The organism is Pseudomonas sp. DR48 (assembly GCF_019823085.1).
GTDB lineage: Bacteria > Pseudomonadota > Gammaproteobacteria > Pseudomonadales > Pseudomonadaceae > Aquipseudomonas.
This window is the reverse complement of sequence record NZ_CP081946.1, coordinates 379,343-397,637: the sequence shown is the minus strand read 5'-3', so window position 1 is coordinate 397,637 and position 18,295 is coordinate 379,343. Positions and strand designations below refer to the sequence as shown.

Sequence of the window (18,295 nt, the reverse complement as noted above, 5' to 3'; positions counted from 1 at the left end):
AGTGCGGAGGGTGGCAAGTATGCCTTGGGGCGGGCCAATGGTGAAATCCCGTGCAGGACTTCAGGCTTACACCGATCCAATGTGGGAGCGGGCTTGCTCGCGAAAGCGGTGTGACAGGCAATACTAATGTCGACTGATACTCCGCTTTCGCGAGCAAGCCCGCTCCCACAAGGTCAGTGGGCTATTCGAAGTGTTCGATGTTCACCGGGTCGCCGGATTTCATGTCCAGCTGCACCCGGATGTCTTCAAACATCAGATCGTAATGCTTGTGCACCGAGCCGATCTGGCTGTGTGACTTGGGAATGCCGTACTGCTCGGCGATCTTCGTCACGTTGTTGGCAAAGTTGTAGGCCTCCTCCTTGGGCAGGAAGAAGGTCTCTTTCATGTCCTTGCCCTGAATGCTGCCATGCATCGTGAACTGGATGCCTTTGACCCCTTTGGGGTTCTTGCTGACTTCATAGTCGAGGTGAATGTTGTAGCTGACATCATTCTTGTCCAACGCGTGACGCTCGATGTGCAAGTGACCCGGTTCAAACTGTGCCATAGACGTCTCTCCCTACAAGTAAGTAATGCCAGGTTTCGCCGTACTGATGCGCGTACCTGCCTTGCCCTGGACGATCGCTTCAATGTCCGAGAGTGAACCGATCACCGCGACTTTTCCAGTATGGCGCGCGAACTCGCAGGCGGCCTGCACCTTCGGTCCCATGGAGCCGGCGGCGAAACCGAGTTTTTCCATTTCGTCCGGGTGCGCTTCGGCGATGGATTTTTGCGAGGGTTTGCCGAAGTCGATAAAGGCCGCGTTGACGTCGGTGGCGATCACCAGCAGATCGCTTTCAAGCTGTTCGGCCAGCAGCGCCGAACACAGGTCCTTGTCGATCACCGCTTCCACACCTTGCAGCTTGCCGTGGGGCCCGTACATCGTCGGGATGCCGCCACCGCCAGCACAGATCACGATGCTGCCTTTTTCCAGCAGCCACTTGATCGGGCGGATTTCGAAGATGCGCTTGGGTCTCGGGCTGGCCACCACGCGACGGAATTTGTCGCCATCGGGAGCAATCGCCCAGCCTTTCTCGGCGGCGAGTTTTTCAGCTTCAGCCTTGGTGTAGACCGGGCCGATGGGTTTGCTGGGGTGCTGGAATGCCGGGTCGTTGGCGTCGACTTCGACCTGGGTCAGCAGGGTTGCGAACGGCACTTCGAAGTCCAGCAGGTTGCCCAGTTCCTGTTCGATGATATAGCCGATCATGCCTTCGGTTTCGGCACCGAGCACGTCCAGCGGGTAAGGGGAAACCGAGGTGTAGGCGGCGGCTTGCAGCGACAGCAGACCGACTTGCGGACCATTACCGTGGGCGATCACCAGTTCATTGCCGGCATGGATCTTGGCGATTTGTTCCGTGGCGATCCGGATGTTGGCGCGCTGGTTGTCCGCGGTCATGGGTTCACCCCGGCGGAGCAGGGCGTTACCGCCCAGAGCAACGACGATACGCATAATGCAATCCTTCTAAACAGAGACGTTGCGAATGACTCGGTCTCCTGTTGGAACTCGATCAGTGTGGGAGTGAGCCTGCTCGCGATGACCATTTCACACTCAACAGAGATGTTGACTGTTACTCCGCTATCGCGAGCAGGCTCGCTCCCACAGGGGGCTTTGTTCCAGCAGTGAGAGCCGGGTGAGCCGTTAGATATCCGCCAACGCCGACACCAGGATCGCCTTGATGGTGTGCATGCGGTTTTCCGCTTGCTCGAAGGCAATGTTGGCCGGCGATTCGAAGACTTCTTCAGTCACCTCGACGCCGTTGGCCAGGTGCGGATACCGCGCAGCGATGTCTTTGCCGACCTTGGTTTCGCTGTTGTGGAACGCCGGCAGGCAGTGCATGAACTTCACGCGCGGATTGCCCGAGGCCTTCATCATGGCGGCATTGACCTGGTACGGCAGCAGTTGCTCGATGCGTTCGTCCCACGCTTCCACCGGCTCACCCATCGACACCCAGATGTCGGTGTGGATGAAGTCCACGCCCTTGACCGCTGCTTTCGGGTCTTCGGTGATGGTGATGCGAGCGCCACTGTCTTCGGCGAAGGCTTTGCACTGGTCGATGAAATCCTGATGTGGCCACAGCGCTTTCGGTGCGGCGATGCGCACGTCCATGCCCAGTTTGGCGCCGATCATCAGCAGCGAATTACCCATGTTGTAGCGTGCGTCGCCCAGGTAGGCGTAGCTGATGTCATGCAGCGGCTTGTCGCTGTGTTCACGCATGGTCAGGGTGTCGGCGATCATCTGTGTCGGGTGGAATTCAGCGGTCAGGCCGTTGAACACCGGCACGCCGGCGAACTTGGCCAGCTCTTCGACGATTTCCTGTTCGAAGCCACGGTACTCGATGGCATCGAACATCCGCCCCAGCACGCGGGCCGTATCTTTCATGCTTTCCTTGTGGCCGATCTGCGACGACACCGGGTCGATGTAGGTGACGTGAGCGCCTTGGTCATGGGCCGCCACTTCGAAGGCGCAACGGGTGCGGGTCGAGGTTTTTTCGAAGATCAGCGCGATGTTTTTGCCTTTCAGGTGTGGACGCTCGGTGCCGGTGTACTTGGCGCGCTTGAGGTCGCGGGAAAGGTCCAGCAGGTAATTGAGCTCGCGTGTGGTGTGGTGCATCAGCGAGAGCAGGCTGCGGTTGCGCATGTTGAAAGCCATGATGGATCTCCTTGGGTTTCGGTTATCCGCCTGCTTCACGCTTTATGAGCGTGAAGCAGGGCATTAAAATTAATAGTCGATAGGGTCGCGAATGATCGGGCAGGTCATGCAGTGGCCGCCGCCACGTCCGCGTCCGAGTTCGCCGGCACTGATGGTGATGACTTCCACACCGGCCTTGCGCAGGAGGGTATTGGTGTAGGTGTTGCGGTCATAACCGATCACCACGCCAGGCTCTACGGCCACCACGTTGTTGCCGTCATCCCATTGCTCGCGCTCGGCGGCGAAACTGTTGCCGCCGGTTTCCACCACGCGCAGGGCTTTGAGGTTGAGGGCCTTGGCCACGGTGTCGAGGAAGTTGGTTTCTTCGCGACGGATGTCGATGCCGCCCGGTTTGCTTTCGTCAGGGCGCAGGGTGAAGGCGACGATCTGGTTCACCACTTCCGGGAAGATCGTCACCAGGTCGCGGTCGCAGAAGCTGAACACGGTGTCCAGGTGCATGGCCGCGCGGGATTTTGGCAGGCCGGCGACGATGACTTTCTCGACGGCTTTGTTCTTGAACAGGTTGACCGCCAGTTGGCCGATGGCCTGACGGGACGAGCGCTCGCCCATGCCGATCAACACCACACCGTTGCCGATCGGCATCACATCGCCGCCTTCAAGGGTGGCGCTGCCGTGCTCCTGGTCCGGGTCGCCGTACCAGATCTGGAAGTCGGCGTTGGTGAACTGCGGATGGAATTTGTAGATGGCAGTGGCCAGCAGGGTTTCCTGACGACGCGCCGGCCAATACATCGGGTTGAGGGTGACGCCACCGTAGATCCAGCAGGTGGTGTCGCGGGTGAACTGCGTGTTGGGCAACGGCGGCAGAATGAAGCTGGAGTGACCCAGGAAATCGCGGAACATCTGAATGGTCTTGCCGCCAAAGCTGTCCGGCAAGTCGTCGGCGGAGACGCCGCCGATCAGGAACTCGGCGATTTTCCTCGGCTCCAGGCTACGCAGCCAGGAACCGGTTTCGTTGACCAGGCCAAGGCCCACCGAGTTGGCGGTGATCTTGCGTTCCAGGATCCAGTCGAGTGCTTCGGGGATGGCAACGATGTCGGTCAGCAGGTTGTGCATTTCCAGCACTTCAACGTTGCGCTCGCGCATCTTGGTAACGAAGTCGAAATGGTCACGTTTAGCCTGTGCGACCCACAACACATCATCGAACAGTAACTCGTCGCAGTTGTTCGGGGTCAGCCGCTGGTGGGCCAGACCGGGGGAGCAAACCATGACTTTACGCAGTTTGCCGGCTTCGGAATGTACGCCGTACTTAACTTTTTCCGTGGTCATTACAGTGATCCTCCAGATAACAAATAAGTCGGGTGTTACAGAGTCAGGAAGCCGTCATACAGCCCGTAGGCTGCCACCAGGGCGCCCACGACGACGGCTGCAAAAATCAGCTTCTCGACGTTGGTGAAAACCGGTTTGTTGACTTCAAGCTTGGCCTTGGCGAACAGGATCGCGCCGGGCGCATAGAGCAGGGCGGACAGCAGCAGGTATTTGACGCCACCGGCATAGATCAGCCAGATCGCGTAGATCAGCGCGATGGCGCCGATGAACAGGTCCTTGTTGCGTTCGGACGCAGCGTTCTCGTAAGTCTCGCCGCGCACCGCCAGCAGAAAGGCGTAAGCCGCCGACCACAGGTATGGCACCAGAATCATTGAGGTCGCGAGGTAGATCAGCGACAGGTAAGTGCTGGCCGAGAACAGCGTGATGATCAGGAACAACTGCACCATCGCGTTGGTCAGCCACAGCGCATTGACTGGCACTTGCTTGGCGTTTTCCTTGCGCAGGAACGCCGGCATGGTGTGGTCCTTGGCCGCGGCGAACATGATTTCGGCACACAGCAGCACCCACGACAGCAGCGCCCCGAGCAGCGAGATCACCAGGCCAACGCTGATCAGCACCGCGCCCCAAGGACCGACCACGTGTTCCAGCACCGCCGCCATCGACGGGTTCTGCAGTTTGGCCAGTTCCGGTTGGGTCATGATGCCCAGCGACAGCACGTTCACCAGCACCAGGAACAGCAGCACGGTGATGAACCCGATCACGGTGGCTTTACCCACATCGGTGCGTTTTTCTGCCCGCGCCGAGAAGATGCTTGCACCTTCGATGCCGATGAACACCCAGACGGTGACCAGCATCATTTTGCGTACCTGGTTCATCACGCTGCCCAGGTCCGGGTTTTTCAGGCCCCAGATGTCAGCCGTGAAGATGTCCAGTTTGAACGCGAAAATCGCGATCAGGATAAACAGCCCCAGCGGCACAACTTTGGCGACGGTGGTCACCAGGTTGATGAACGCCGCTTCCTTGATGCCCTGCAGTACAAGGAAATGCACACCCCAAAGTAATACTGAAGCGCCGATCACGGCTGCGACGGTGTTGCCTTCGCCGAAGATCGGAAAGAAGTAACCGAGGGTACTGAACAACAGAACGAAGTAACCGACGTTGCCCAGCCAGGCACTGATCCAGTATCCCCAGGCGGAAGAAAAACCCATGTAGTCGCCGAATCCGGCCTTGGCGTAAGCGTAAACCCCGGCATCCAGATCAGGTTTGCGGTTGGCCAGGGTCTGGAAGACGAAGGCCAGGGTCAGCATGCCGACCGCCGTAATGGCCCAACCGATAAGCACGGCACCGACGTCGGCACTGGCGGCCATGTTCTGGGGCAAGGAAAAAATCCCGCCCCCAATCATGGAGCCGACAACCAACGCAACGAGTGCGCCGAGTTTCAGTTTTCCGGGGGATTCAGACATTGTATGACTCCAGTGCAGGAGAAGAAGAGGGCCAGTTTAATTTGGTGGACTGTTCAATCATCTGACTTAGATCAAGTAATGCTCGGATTTCATTGCCGATTAATGACTTACGCAAACTTTGCGAGCATAAGTCTGTTGTTTGAGAAGCCCGTTCCAGAGGCCCCTGACCAAAGTTTAATAAATAGAGCGTAGCCATTCAGATTTAGACGCTAGTCCGTTTTCCTGTTTTGGCAAGTGTGGGTCCCTGAATGTCGTGTGGTATTGATTTATTAGGATCTGGTCACGCCTGCGCTATTTAAAGATGCTGGCATAGTGCGATTAGCTATAAATAAAACTCAGGGTTGGCGTTAATTGATAAACGTAATTACGCTTCAGCTATTTAGTTAAAACCGATTTATGTGACGTTCGCGTGGCGATGGTCGCGATAGGAAATGGAGATGCAGGAATGTCGCAACCGATGCAAAAGCTTGGCTTGAGCGCGCTGATCGCTTTGGTGGTGGGGTCGATGATTGGTGGCGGGATTTTTTCCTTGCCGCAAAACATGGCGGCGCGCGCCGATGCCGGGGCCATATTGATTGGTTGGGCAATCACTGCCGTGGGCATGTTGGCGCTGGCCTTCGTGTTCCAGACCCTGGCCAATCGCAAGCCTGAACTGGACTCCGGGGTGTACGCCTACGCGAAGGCCGGTTTCGGCGACTACATGGGTTTTTCATCGGCCTGGGGATACTGGATCAGCGCCTGGCTGGGCAACGTCGGTTATTTCGTTCTGCTGTTCAGCACCCTCGGTTACTTCTTCCCCGTGTTCGGCCACGGCAACACGCCAGTTGCCATCGGCTGCGCCTCGGTGCTGTTGTGGGCGGTGCATTTTCTGGTGATGCGCGGGATCAAGGAAGCGGCGTTCATCAACCAATTGACCACCGTGGCCAAGATCGTGCCGCTGATCATGTTCATCGTCATTGCCGCCGTGGCGTTCAAGGCCGACATCTTCACCCGTGACATCTGGGGCCGCAGCAACCCCCATTTCGGCGGTGTGATGGAGCAGGTGCGCAGCATGATGCTGGTGACCGTGTTCGTCTTCATCGGCATTGAAGGCGCCAGTGTGTATTCGGCCCGCGCGCAGAAACGTTCGGACGTCGGCCGGGCGACAGTCATCGGTTTTGTCGGTGTGTTGGCGCTGCTGGTGCTGGTCAATGTGTTGTCGCTGGGGATCATGAGCCAGCCCGAATTGGCCACCCTGCAGAACCCGTCGCTGGCGGCGGTGCTGGAACACATCGTCGGCCCCTGGGGCGCTTTGCTGATCAGCATTGGCCTGGCGATTTCGCTGCTCGGTGCGTTGTTATCCTGGGCGCTGCTGTGCGCCGAGATCCTCTTCGCTACGGCCAAAGACCAGACCATGCCAGCCTTCCTGAAGAAGGAAAACGCCAACCACGTGCCGGTCAATGCGCTGTGGCTGACCAATGTGATGATTCAGATTTTCCTGTTGATTACGCTGTTTTCGGCCGGGACGTACACCAGCCTGATCTACCTCGCGTCGTCGATGATTCTGGTGCCGTACCTGTGGTCGGCGGCGTATGCGGTGTTGTTGAGCGGGCGCGGCGAAACGTACGAGCACGCCTCGGGCGAACGCACCAAGGACCTGATGGTTGGCGGCATCGCGCTATGTTACGCAATGTGGTTGCTGTATGCGGGCGGGGTGAAGTACTTGCTACTGTCGGCGCTGCTGTATGCCCCCGGGGTGATTCTGTTCGCCAAGGCCAAGCATGAGCAGGGCGAGCCATTGTTCACCCATGTCGAGAAGGGAATTTTTACCTGCGTGAGCATCGGCGCCGGGCTGGCGGCGTACGGGTTGTACAGCGGCTTGCTGTCGTTGTGAGGGTGTTTTTGGCGGATCAAGCGGTCGATGGCGTTTACTCACGCAGCATCGACCTGATCGCGATAGTTATCTGAAAGTCACCGCCACTTCGGAAGATGGGAACCCAGTTCAGTCGCTGGAAGCGCCCACTGCAGCGGCGTCCCGGTGATTTTCAGTGGCACATGAAGCCGATGCGCCGGCCCCCAAGGCGTCTGCTCGACCAGCAGGCCCTGATCGTTTTCATCCTCTGCCCGTAACGCTTCGTCTGTGCCTGGGCCATTTTCAATCAGCAGTTTTGCGGTGCGCGCCAGTGACAATCTGGCCGATCCGCCACGGCCCAACAAAGTGATCGCCGCGGCCGCCATCAAATACCCCGTCGCATGATCCAGCGCCTGCACCGGCAATGGCGTTGGTTTGTCTGCGTTCTTCCAGCGCATGCCCGCTTCAGCGATCCCGCTGCTCATCTGCACCAGACTGTCGAACCCTCGACGGTTCTGCCACGGACCGCTCCAGCCGTAGGCGTTGAGGCAGACATCAATCAGCCCCGGGGCCAGTCGTTGTCGCTCGGCAACGCCGTAGCCCAACCGCTCCAGTGCATCGGTGCGGTAGCCGTGAAGCAAGATATCGGCGTCCTTGAGCAGGCTGTCGAACACCGCTCGATCGCTTGCGTCGTGCAGGTCAAGGCGCGCGCAGCGTTTGCCCAGCGTGACTTCTGGCACCACGCCCGGTTCGTTCCAGGTCGTCGGGTCGATGCGCAAGACATCGGCACCAAGACCGGCGAGGAAACGGCTGGCGATGGGGCCAGCCAGTACTCGGGTCAGGTCCAGCACCTTGATGCCCGCCAGCGGCTGCGCCACCGAACCCAGCCACGGTTTTGCCGCTTGGCTGTTGCTGGCACTGAACTGAATCAACGGTTCGGCGTTCACTGCCAAACCTTGGGGATGCGTCTGCCATTGCGCCCAGGTGCGCATTTCGGCAGCACAGCCACCGGCGTCGACCACCGCCTGCTCCAGATCGGATTTCGCCCATTGCGCAACCTGGCTCGCCATCGCGGCGCGGTCGGCACAAGCGCCGAGCACCCGCTCGGCGGCGGCACGATGATGCGGTGCATTAGTGTGCAAGCGGATCCAGCCGTCCCGGGTTGCGTAGTCACCGGCCACCGGGTCCCACATGGGTGGAACGCTCCAGCCAACGGGACGGATCGAGGTTGCAAACCAGAAAGACGCCAGGCGGCGGTCGACTTCAAGTGGGGGTAAACGGCCGGTGTGTTGTTGCAACAGCTCACTGGCCGCCTGGCCGGCTGCGGCAATGCTGGCGCACGCCAGGTCAGTGACGGCAAACGCCGAGGGCAGGGCGCCGCTCGACGTGAATGGAATCGGCGTATGGGGCAAGCCGAGTGCGGCTTGAATGGACGTGAGTAAACCAGTCATTGAAGGCCCTCCGGAACGAGAGCCCGAGCATAGATCAAAAAACTGGCTGCCCAGATGAAATTCCCAGGTGATAGATCGTTCCCACGCTCCGCGTGGGAATGCAGCCCGAGACGCTCTGCGTCTCAGAAGCGGACGCAGAGCGTCCATTGAGGCATTCCCACGCGGAGCGTGGGAACGATCATTGGCAGTGCAACTTAAACGCGGAACTGGTCCATCAATTTCATCTGCTGGGTGGTCAGGGAGTTGAGCTGGCTGCTGATCTGCGCCGATTGAGTGGCTTGGCCCGTCAGGGTTTCGGTGACGGTGCGGATTGCCGAGACGTTGCGGTTGACCTCTTCGGCCACGGCGCTTTGCTGTTCGGCGGCGCTGGCGATTTGCAGGTTCATGTCGCTGATCACGGTGACCGCGTCGCTTATTTTGCTCAAGGCCTGGACCGCTTGTTGAATCTGCCCGGCGTTGCTGTGGGCCTGGGTCTGGCTCGAATGCATGGTGGCAACCACGCCGCGAGTGCCGGACTGGATGCGCTCGATGACGATGCGAATTTCTTCCACCGAATCCTGGGTCCGTTTGGCCAGGTTACGCACTTCATCGGCCACCACCGCAAAACCACGACCGCTTTCGCCGGCGCGGGCCGCTTCGATGGCGGCGTTGAGGGCCAGCAGGTTGGTTTGTTCAGCGATGCTGCGGATCACTTCCAGCACCGAACCGATCTGTTCGCTGTTGACTGCCAGCGCTTCGACTTCGGTCACGGCTTTGCTGACTTCGTCGGCCAGTTGATTGATGTCACGGGTGCTGCGCTCGATGATCGACATGCCATCGCGAGCCGATTGATCGGCGCCTTTGGCGGCATTGGCTGCGTTCGACGCGCTGTTGGCGACGTCGTGTGCGGTGGCGCTCATCTCGTTGGACGCGGTGGCGACCTGGTCGATTTCGCGGAACTGCACCTGCATGCCTTCGCTGGTCTGGCGGGCGATTTCCGAAGACTGGTCGGCGGTGCCTCGGGCGTCGGTGATGCTCTGTTTGATCTGCGCGATGGTCGGTTGCAGCTTGTCGAGAAAGCGGTTGAACCAGCTCACCAGTTCGCCCAGTTCGTCTTTCTTGGTGTAGTGCAGGCGTTGGGTCAGGTCACCGTCGCCGCTGGCAATCGCCTTGAGCATCTCGGCGACGCTGTTGATCGGCCGGGTCACGCCGGACGCGGTGAGCCAGATCAGCAACAGGCCAATCAGCCCGGCAACAATAGCCACCAGCACCGCCTGGATTGTGCCGCTTTGCTGGGCCTCATCGAGTACTTTTTGCAGCTTCACCGAATCGGCCAGCAGCACTTGTTTGGGCAGATCGATGACCACGCCCCAGGCCTTGGAATCGTTGATCGGGCTGACCGGGAACACCGCACGGATCAAGTCGCCCTGTTCGAGAATCTTCGGCGTGCCGCCGCTGAGCAGTTGCAGGATGTCCTTGCCGTCTGCGCCCAGGGTCTCGCCGATGTTTTTGCCGACCTTGCTGGCGTCGACACTGTAACCGGCGAGCACGCCGCTGCCGGAAACAATCAGCATGTGCCCGGCGCTGTTGAACAGCTCACGCTGGGAATCGACCGCTGCGGCTTGCAGCGCGTCCAGAGCAATGTCCACACCGACCACGCCGATGGATTTGCCGTCCACCAGCAGCGGCACGGAAATCGTGGTCATCAGCATTTCCTTGCCGCCGACCGTGTCCGCATATGGGTCGAGCAGGCAGGTGCGCTTGCTGTCGCGAGGGCAGGTGTACCAGCTGTTGTAGGGCGTGCCGCTGAGGCTCAAGGTGGTTTTGGTCATGTCGTCTTCGACCATGATCGTGTTCAACCCGGTCCCGCCGGCACGGCTCCAGTAACTGGCGAAACGTCCGACTTCGTTGGACTGGCGGGCCGCATCGTTGGCGAACTCGCTGTCCTTGCCGTCCAGCCCGTTGGGCTCGAACGCCAGCCAGATCCCGAGCACCTTACTGTTGCGCTCGAAGGCGGTTTTCAGGCTCTGGTTCAGCTCTTCACGCAGGGCGCCGGCTTCAATCGAACGCTTGGCGGCCATGTTGCGCATGTCTTTGATCTGGTCGGCGAGGGCGGTCACCACCAGCAGGTTTTCACCGAACGTCTTCTGCACCCGCACCGCTTGCTCCGCCGCTTTGGACTGCAGCAGATTCTGCACGCTGTCCGTCAGCATCTTGCTGCTGGCGGCACTGGCCAGTTCATCGTTCTGATTGGTCTGGTAGAAGTTCATGCTGACGATCAGCGCGATCACACCCAGCAGGCACAGACCGGACAGCAGGACGATTTTCAGGCGGATGGAGAGAGTGTCGAACATGGGGCGAACTCGCAAATGGCAAATGAATGAGTTGTTGGCTATGGGTCGAAGTCGACCCGATCGCCAAATCCATTCAGCGCCATTCAATGCACATCGGCGTGGGGCGAGGATGCATGATGGTGGCTCCGACGAGCGGTCATGGTTGATCGTTTGCGCAGGAAAATGCCCTGAAAATGGCAAAAAAATCAGGAGATTATGCAGAGCTGTAACAGGTGAATCTGCTGGTGCAAGCCATTGATTCGAGCGAATGACAACGGCTTGTCATCCGCTCGAGTGATCAATGATTGAGGGGGAAGGGGTTATGCGCGACCCAGCAGATAGGTCGCGTAATCGGGGATGCGGTGCTGGTGCGCCTGATCCATCATCGGGCTGCTGAGCAGGTAGTCGGCGCTGCATTCGTTGCAGGCCACCGGAATGTTCCAGACCGCCGCGACCCGCAATAACGCCTTGATGTCCGGGTCGTGTGGCTGCGGTTCGAACGGGTCCCAGAAAAACACCAGCATGTCGACCCGCTGTTCGGCGATGCGCGCGCCGAGCTGCTGATCACCGCCCAAGGGACCGCTGATCATGCTTTCCACTGGCAGGTCCAGGCGTTGCTGCAATAACAACCCGGTGGTGCCGGTGGCGACCAGCTCGTGTTGCGCGAGCCTGTCTTTCTGCCGCTCGGCCCAATCCAGCAAAAACACCTTGCAGTGGTCATGGGCGACCAAGGCGATACGCTTGCGCGCCGCCATGGTCTTTTGCGTGAAGCTGATACCGATCATCGCTGCTGCTCCTGCTTTTTCACGGCGGATTACTCAGCGTTGCACAGCGCCAGGCAGTTATCGAGCATGCGGTTGGAGAAGCCCCACTCGTTGTCGTACCAGGCCAGCACCTTGAGCAGCTTGCCGCTGGACTTGGTGTGGTTGGCGTCGAAGATCGACGACAGCGGGTTGTGGTTGAAGTCGCTGGAGACCAGCGGCAGGGTGTTGTAGCCGAGAATCTTCGAATGCTGGCTGGCTTCTTTGAGCAGCGCGTTGACTTCGTCAGCGCTCGCTTCGCGTTTGAGTTGCACGGTCAGGTCGACCAGCGAGACGTTGATCACAGGAACGCGCACCGCCATGCCGGTCAGTTTGCCCGCCAGTTCCGGTAGCACCAGGCCGACCGCTTCAGCGGCGCCGGTCTTGCTCGGGATCATGTTCTGTGTGGCCGAACGGGCACGGTATGGGTCGGTGTGGTAGACGTCGGTGAGGTTCTGGTCGTTGGTGTAGGCGTGGATCGTGGTCATCAGACCGCTTGCGATGCCCAACTCGCGGTGCAGCACCTGAGCCACAGGCGCCAGGCAGTTGGTGGTGCACGAGGCGTTGGAAATGATTTGGTGCGATTGGCGCAGAATGTCGTGGTTGACCCCGTAAACCACGGTGGCGTCGGCGCCTTTGGCCGGTGCCGAGATGATCACTTTGCGTGCGCCGGCCGTAATATGCGCGGCGGCTTTGGCCCGGTCGGTGAACAAACCGGTGCATTCGAACACGACATCAATCTTTTCAGCGGCCCATGGCAAGTCGGCCGGGTTACGAATGGCGCTGACGGAAATACGGTCGCCGTTGACGGTCAGGCTTTCCTGATCGTGCTGGACATCGGCGTCGAACGTGCCGTGAACAGTGTCGTACTTGAGCAGATGGGCATTGATCGAGCTATCGCCCAAGTCATTGATGGCAACGATCTGCAGATCCTGGCGATAGCCTTGGGTATACAGTGCGCGAAGGACGTTGCGGCCAATTCGGCCAAAACCATTGATTGCGATTCGAAGAGTCATTTAACAGGGCCGCCGTCGTTTTGTTGTTGGAATTACAAGATTATTCGCATAAAAATAGAAAACAAGCCTTTTTAATGGCAATATTTTGTTCAATCTACAACGAGTGACCTGAATCAACTGGTCCGACCGATCAAGAAAACCGTCTGTCATCCCATCGACACCGGCTCTTGTTCAGCATAGACAATCAGGTCGCCACATCCGTTAGCCTGGAGTTCTACACATGCATCCCCGCGTCCTTGAGGTCACCGAACGGCTTATCGCCCGCAGTCGCGCAACTCGCGAGGCTTACCTTGCACTCATTCGCGGTGCAGCCAGCGATGGCCCGATGCGCGGCAAGCTGCAATGCGCCAACTTCGCCCACGGCGTGGCCGGTTGCGGCACCGAGGACAAGAACAGCTTGCGGATGATGAACTCCGCGAACATCGCGATTGTTTCGTCATACAACGACATGCTCTCGGCGCATCAGCCGTACGAAGTCTTTCCTGAACAGATCAAAAAGGCCCTGCGCGAAATCGGCTCTGTCGGGCAGTTCGCCGGCGGCACCCCGGCCATGTGCGACGGCGTGACCCAGGGCGAGCCGGGCATGGAACTGAGCCTGCCAAGCCGCGAAGTGATCGCGCTGTCCACCGCCGTGGCGTTGTCCCACAACATGTTCGATGGCGCGCTGATGCTCGGTATCTGCGACAAGATCGTGCCGGGTCTGATGATGGGCGCGCTGCGTTTTGGTCATCTGCCGATGATCTTCGTCCCGGGCGGGCCGATGGTGTCGGGCATTTCCAACAAGCAGAAAGCCGACGTGCGCCAGCGCTATGCCGAAGGCAAGGCCAGCCGCGAAGAGCTGCTGGAATCGGAAATGAATTCCTATCACAGCCCTGGCACCTGCACCTTCTACGGCACCGCCAACACCAACCAGTTGCTGATGGAAGTCATGGGCCTGCACTTGCCGGGTGCGTCCTTCGTCAATCCGAACACGCCTTTGCGCGATGCCCTGACCCGCGAAGCGGCGCATCAGGTGACGCGCATTACCAAACAGAATGGCAATTACCTGCCGATCGGCGAAATCGTCGACGAGCGCTCGCTGGTCAACTCCATCGTCGCCCTGCACGCCACTGGCGGTTCGACCAACCACACGCTGCACATGCCGGCCATCGCCATGGCGGCGGGCATCCAGTTGACCTGGCAGGACATGGCCGACCTCTCCGAGGTGGTGCCGACCCTGAGCCACGTCTACCCGAACGGCAAGGCCGACATCAACCACTTCCAGGCTGCGGGCGGCATGTCGTTCCTGATCCGCGAACTGCTGGATGCCGGCTTGCTTCACGAAAACGTCAACACGGTGCTGGGCCACGGGCTGCGCCGCTACACCATGGAACCGTTCCTCGACAACGGCGAACTGGTCTGGCGCGAAGGCATCACCGAAAGCCTCGACGAAAGTATCCTGCGTCCCGTGGCTCGTGCGTTCTCGCCGGAAGGCGGCCTGCGGGTGATGGAAGGCAATCTCGGTCGCGGTGTGATGAAAGTTTCGGCCGTCGCGCTGGAGAACCAGATCGTCGAAGCACCGGCCATGGTGTTCCAGGATCAGCAGGACCTGGCCGATGCGTTCAAGGCCGGTCTGCTGGAGAAGGATTTCGTTGCGGTGATGCGCTTCCAGGGCCCGCGCTCCAACGGCATGCCGGAACTGCACAAGATGACGCCGTTCCTCGGCGTGCTGCAGGATCGCGGCTTCAAAGTGGCACTGGTGACCGACGGGCGCATGTCCGGTGCGTCGGGGAAAATCCCGGCGGCGATTCACGTCAGTCCGGAAGCCTATGTGGGCGGCGCTCTTGCGCGGGTGCAAGAGGGCGATATCATCCGCGTCGATGGCGTCAAAGGCACCCTGGAGCTTAAGGTGGACGCCGAAGAATTCGCAGCGCGCACGCCGGCCAAGGGCCTGTTGGGCAACAACATCGGCACCGGTCGCGAACTGTTTGGTTTCATGCGCATGGCTTTCAGCTCCGCAGAGCAGGGCGCCAGCGCCTTTACTTCTGCCCTGGAGACGCTTAATTGAAACTGGCTTTGGTCGGTGATATCGGTGGGACCAACGCACGTTTCGCGTTGTGGAAAAGCCAGCAGCTGGAATCGATCCAGGTGCTGGCGACGGCAGATTACGCCAGCCCTGAGGAGGCCATTGGTGTCTACCTCGGCGGCTTGGGGCTTAAGCCGGGCGACGTTGGATCGGTGTGCCTGTCGGTCGCCGGCCCGGTGAGCGGTGATGAATTCAAGTTCACCAACAATCACTGGCGCTTGAGCCGCAAGGGCTTCTGCAAGACTTTGCAGGTTGATCAACTGCTGCTGATCAACGATTTCTCGGCGATGGCCCTGGGCATGACCCGTTTGCAGCCCGGTGAGTTTCGCGTGGTGTGCGAAGGCACGCCGGAACCGCTACGTCCCGCTGTAGTGATCGGGCCGGGCACGGGGCTGGGTGTCGGCACTTTGCTCGACCTTGGCGAAGGTCGCTTTGCGGCCTTGCCGGGCGAGGGCGGACACGTTGATTTGCCCTTGAGCAGCCCGCGGGAAACTCAGCTTTGGCAGCACATCTTCAATGAGATCGGTCATGTCAGCGCTGAAACCGCATTGAGCGGCAGCGGCTTGCCACGGGTTTACCGGGCGATCTGTGCGGTGGACGGTCATACGCCGGTGCTCGAAACGCCGGAAGCGATCACCGCTGCCGGGTTGGCGGGTGATCCGGTGGCGCTGGAAGTGCTGGAGCAATTCTGCTGCTGGCTCGGTCGCGTGGCCGGCAACAACGTGCTGACCACGGGCGCGCGCGGCGGTGTGTACATCGTCGGTGGGGTGATTCCACGGTTTGCCGATTTCTTCGTCGAAAGCGGCTTCGCCCGATGCTTCGCCGACAAGGGTTGCATGAGCGATTACTTCAAAGGCATTCCGGTGTGGCTGGTGACGGCGCCGTATTCCGGCCTGATGGGCGCGGGTGTGGCACTCGATCAAGCACAGTAGTGATCGTTCCCACGCTCTGCGTGGGAATGCAGCCCGTGACGCTCCGCGTCACTGGACGCGGAGCGTCCCTTGAGGCATTCCCACGCAGAGCGTGGGAACGATCATATTCAAAGTCCATCAGGCATAATCCGCACAACTCAAACAACAAGGACGCCGCCCCGTGAGCTCAGTCAACAAGTCGATTTTGTTGGTCGATGACGATCAAGAGATACGCGAGTTGCTGGACACCTACCTGACCCGCGCCGGTTTCCAGGTCCGCACCACGCCCGATGGCGCAGGCTTTCGCCAAGCCATGAACGAGGCGCCGAGCGATCTGGTGATCCTTGACGTGATGCTGCCGGACGAAGACGGTTTCAGTCTTTGTCGCTGGATCCGCCAACACCCGCGTCAGGCTCAGGTGCCAATCATCATGCTCACGGCCAGTTCCGACGAGGCCGACCGCGTCATCGGCCTGGAGCTGGGTGCCGACGACTACCTTGGCAAACCCTTCAGTCCTCGTGAATTGCAGGCGCGGATCAAGGCCTTGTTGCGCCGTGCGCAATTCGGTCAGGAGCGCTCCGGCGGCGAAGTGCTGGCCTTCGACGACTGGCGCCTGGACATGGTCAGCCATAGGCTGTTCCACACCGACGGTGAAGAAGTGATTCTCTCTGGCGCCGACTTCGCGCTACTGAAACTGTTCCTCGATCACCCTCAGCAAATCCTTGACCGCGACACCATCGGCAACGCCACCCGTGGCCGTGATCTGATGCCGCTGGATCGCATTGTCGACATGGCCGTCAGCCGTCTGCGTCAACGCCTGCGCGACACCGAAAAGCCACCCCGGCTGATCCGTACCGTACGCGGCAGCGGCTACCAACTGGCCGCCAATGTGGTTGCCAGCAATGGTCACTGAGTTTTTCCGCAAGCTGGTTGCCCGGGTGCCGGTGCCGCGTTCGCTGCTTGGGCGCATGTTGCTGCTGACCCTGCTGGCAGTGCTGTTCGCACAGACGTTATCGAGCGTGATCTGGGTCTCGCAACTGCGTGCCACCCAGCTCGAGGGCCTGGTCACCAGCGCCCGCAGCCTGGCCCATTCGATGACCGCCAGCGTCAGCTATTTTCGCTCGCTGCCGGTGGCGTTTCGTCCGTTGGTGCTCGACCAGTTGCGCAGCATGGGCGGAACCCGGTTCGTGGTAACCCTCAATGACAAGCCCTTGGGCATGGAAGTGCTGCCGATCACTCCGCGTAAAGCGGCGGTGCTCAAAGCGGTAGACGAAGTGTTGCGCGAGTCCCTGGGCCACGACACGGATATCTCGGTGACCTTCGTCAGTCCCGCCGACCTGCGGATCTTCAATAGCGGGCTGAAACTCGATGAATTGCCACGCTCCTGGGCGCACTACGCGCTGACCCTGGAACCGATCAACCCGCCGGTGCTGGTCACGCAAATCCAGATGGCGCCGGGAGAATGGCTGTACATCGCGTCCTTGTTGCCAGAGCCCTACACCAGTCTTGAAGAGCAGGGCCTACCGGCGCAACAGGTGTGGTTCATCGTCCTCACCAGCGGCTTCTTGCTGTTGTTCATCGGCCTGTTAGTGCATTGGCAGAGCCGGCCGCTCAAGCGCCTGGCGCGGGCGGCGCGGGACATGTCCCTGGGTGCCGAAGTCGAGCCGGTGGCGGAGGGTGGCGGCAGTGAAGTGGTTGAAGTGGGGCGCGCCTTCAATGCCATGCGCGAACGCATCAGCCGTTACCTGACTGAGCGCAGCCAATTGTTCAGTGCGATCTCCCACGACTTGCGCACGCCCATCACCCGTTTGCGGTTGCGCGTTGAGTTGCTTGAAGACGAAAAGCTGCAAGCCAAGTTCGGTCGCGATCTGGATGAGCTGGAGCTGCTGGTGAAAGGCGCGCTGCAATGCGTGAAAGACACTGACATCCACGAAAACATCGAACCGGTGGACCTCAATCACGTGCTGGATTGCCTGGTGGAGCCGTACCTGGCACCCAATGGCAATGGTCGCGTGACCCAGCAGGGGCGGGCGGTGGCGGCTTATCCGGGGAAACCGCTGGCGCTCAAGCGCTGCATCGGCAACCTGATCGACAACGCGTTGAAGTATGGGCAAAACGCTCACCTGCACATCGATGACGATGAAAGCGCATTCATCCTGCACGTCGACGACGAAGGGCCGGGCGTGCCGGAGCAGCGGCTGGAGCAGGTCTTCGAACCGCACTTCCGCCTGGCCGGGCAGCAGCAGGGTTATGGCCTGGGGTTGGGGATCGCGCGCAATATTGCCCACAGTCATGGCGGGGAAGTCAGCCTGCAGAATCTGCGTGAGGGCGGGTTGCGGGTGACGTTGCAGTTGCCGCGCAGTGTTGATTAGCGGGACCGCGTTATCGTTCTTCGCGAGCAAGCCCGCTCCCACATTGGATTGTGTCGGACACA

At 60.0% G+C, this 18,295-nt stretch carries 13 protein-coding genes and 2 pseudogenes; 5 read left to right on the top strand and 10 right to left on the bottom strand.

The features are described 5' to 3' along the window. Positions 1 to 181: 181 nt before the first annotated feature. From K5K95_RS01855 to arcD (K5K95_RS01835), 5 genes are all read right to left on the bottom strand, one after another. Complete coding sequence (locus K5K95_RS01855) at positions 182 to 544, bottom strand: DUF5064 family protein (protein WP_222588160.1); 363 nt, start codon at positions 542 to 544, stop codon at positions 182 to 184. Positions 545 to 556: 12 nt separating this feature from the next. After that, positions 557 to 1,486, bottom strand: a complete 930-nt coding sequence (arcC, locus tag K5K95_RS01850) for a carbamate kinase (protein ID WP_222588159.1) — start codon at positions 1,484 to 1,486, stop codon at positions 557 to 559. A gap of 189 nt (positions 1,487 to 1,675) precedes the next feature. Then, positions 1,676 to 2,686 (bottom strand): ornithine carbamoyltransferase, encoded by a 1,011-nt coding sequence (locus K5K95_RS01845; protein ID WP_222588158.1) that lies wholly within the window; start codon positions 2,684 to 2,686, stop codon positions 1,676 to 1,678. Positions 2,687 to 2,755: 69 nt separating this feature from the next. Beyond that, entirely contained in the window at positions 2,756 to 4,012 is a 1,257-nt protein-coding gene (arcA, locus tag K5K95_RS01840; protein ID WP_222588157.1) for an arginine deiminase, read from the bottom strand. 35 nt (positions 4,013 to 4,047) lie between these two features. After that, the gene (arcD, locus tag K5K95_RS01835) at positions 4,048 to 5,475 is read right to left on the bottom strand and encodes an arginine-ornithine antiporter (RefSeq protein WP_222588156.1); all 1,428 of its coding nucleotides are present in this window, start codon (positions 5,473 to 5,475) and stop codon (positions 4,048 to 4,050) included. A gap of 445 nt (positions 5,476 to 5,920) precedes the next feature. Here arcD (K5K95_RS01835) and arcD (K5K95_RS01830) point away from each other — a divergent pair, with 445 nt between their 5' ends. Further along, positions 5,921 to 7,348, top strand: a complete 1,428-nt coding sequence (arcD, locus tag K5K95_RS01830) for an arginine-ornithine antiporter (protein WP_222588155.1) — start codon at positions 5,921 to 5,923, stop codon at positions 7,346 to 7,348. 77 nt (positions 7,349 to 7,425) lie between these two features. On the opposite strand, the gene K5K95_RS01825 is transcribed toward arcD (K5K95_RS01830), so the two are convergent. From K5K95_RS01825 to gap, 5 genes and pseudogenes are all read right to left on the bottom strand, one after another. Further along, the gene (locus K5K95_RS01825) at positions 7,426 to 8,757 is read right to left on the bottom strand and encodes a CoA transferase (RefSeq protein WP_222588154.1); all 1,332 of its coding nucleotides are present in this window, start codon (positions 8,755 to 8,757) and stop codon (positions 7,426 to 7,428) included. Positions 8,758 to 8,951: 194 nt separating this feature from the next. Next, a pseudogene (locus tag K5K95_RS33460) lies at positions 8,952 to 9,479 on the bottom strand (methyl-accepting chemotaxis protein); the annotation flags it as partial. A gap of 378 nt (positions 9,480 to 9,857) precedes the next feature. Continuing rightward, positions 9,858 to 10,817, bottom strand: a pseudogene (locus K5K95_RS33455) (chemotaxis protein); the annotation flags it as partial. 572 nt (positions 10,818 to 11,389) lie between these two features. Then, positions 11,390 to 11,854 carry a methylglyoxal synthase gene (locus K5K95_RS01815; protein ID WP_222588152.1) on the bottom strand — a complete coding sequence of 155 codons (465 nt, stop codon included), beginning with the start codon at positions 11,852 to 11,854 and terminating at the stop codon, positions 11,390 to 11,392. 29 nt (positions 11,855 to 11,883) lie between these two features. After that, positions 11,884 to 12,885, bottom strand: a complete 1,002-nt coding sequence (gap, locus tag K5K95_RS01810; RefSeq protein WP_222588151.1) for a type I glyceraldehyde-3-phosphate dehydrogenase — start codon at positions 12,883 to 12,885, stop codon at positions 11,884 to 11,886. A gap of 220 nt (positions 12,886 to 13,105) precedes the next feature. Here gap and edd point away from each other — a divergent pair, with 220 nt between their 5' ends. The 4 genes from edd (at position 13,106) to K5K95_RS01790 (ending at position 18,233) form a co-directional block, all read left to right on the top strand. After that, positions 13,106 to 14,932, top strand: coding sequence for a phosphogluconate dehydratase (gene edd / locus K5K95_RS01805; RefSeq protein WP_222588150.1), 1,827 nt, complete (start codon positions 13,106 to 13,108; stop codon positions 14,930 to 14,932). Further along, complete coding sequence (locus K5K95_RS01800; RefSeq protein ID WP_222588149.1) at positions 14,929 to 15,882, top strand: glucokinase; 954 nt, start codon at positions 14,929 to 14,931, stop codon at positions 15,880 to 15,882. The genes edd and K5K95_RS01800 overlap by 4 nt, the downstream gene beginning before the upstream one ends. Positions 15,883 to 16,042: 160 nt before the next feature. Continuing rightward, positions 16,043 to 16,774, top strand: a complete 732-nt coding sequence (locus K5K95_RS01795; RefSeq protein WP_090187359.1) for a response regulator — start codon at positions 16,043 to 16,045, stop codon at positions 16,772 to 16,774. Continuing rightward, a complete protein-coding gene (locus K5K95_RS01790) occupies positions 16,764 to 18,233 on the top strand; it encodes an ATP-binding protein (RefSeq protein WP_222588148.1) in 1,470 nt (489 codons plus the stop codon). Before K5K95_RS01795 ends, K5K95_RS01790 begins: the two co-directional genes overlap by 11 nt. Positions 18,234 to 18,295: the final 62 nt, after the last annotated feature.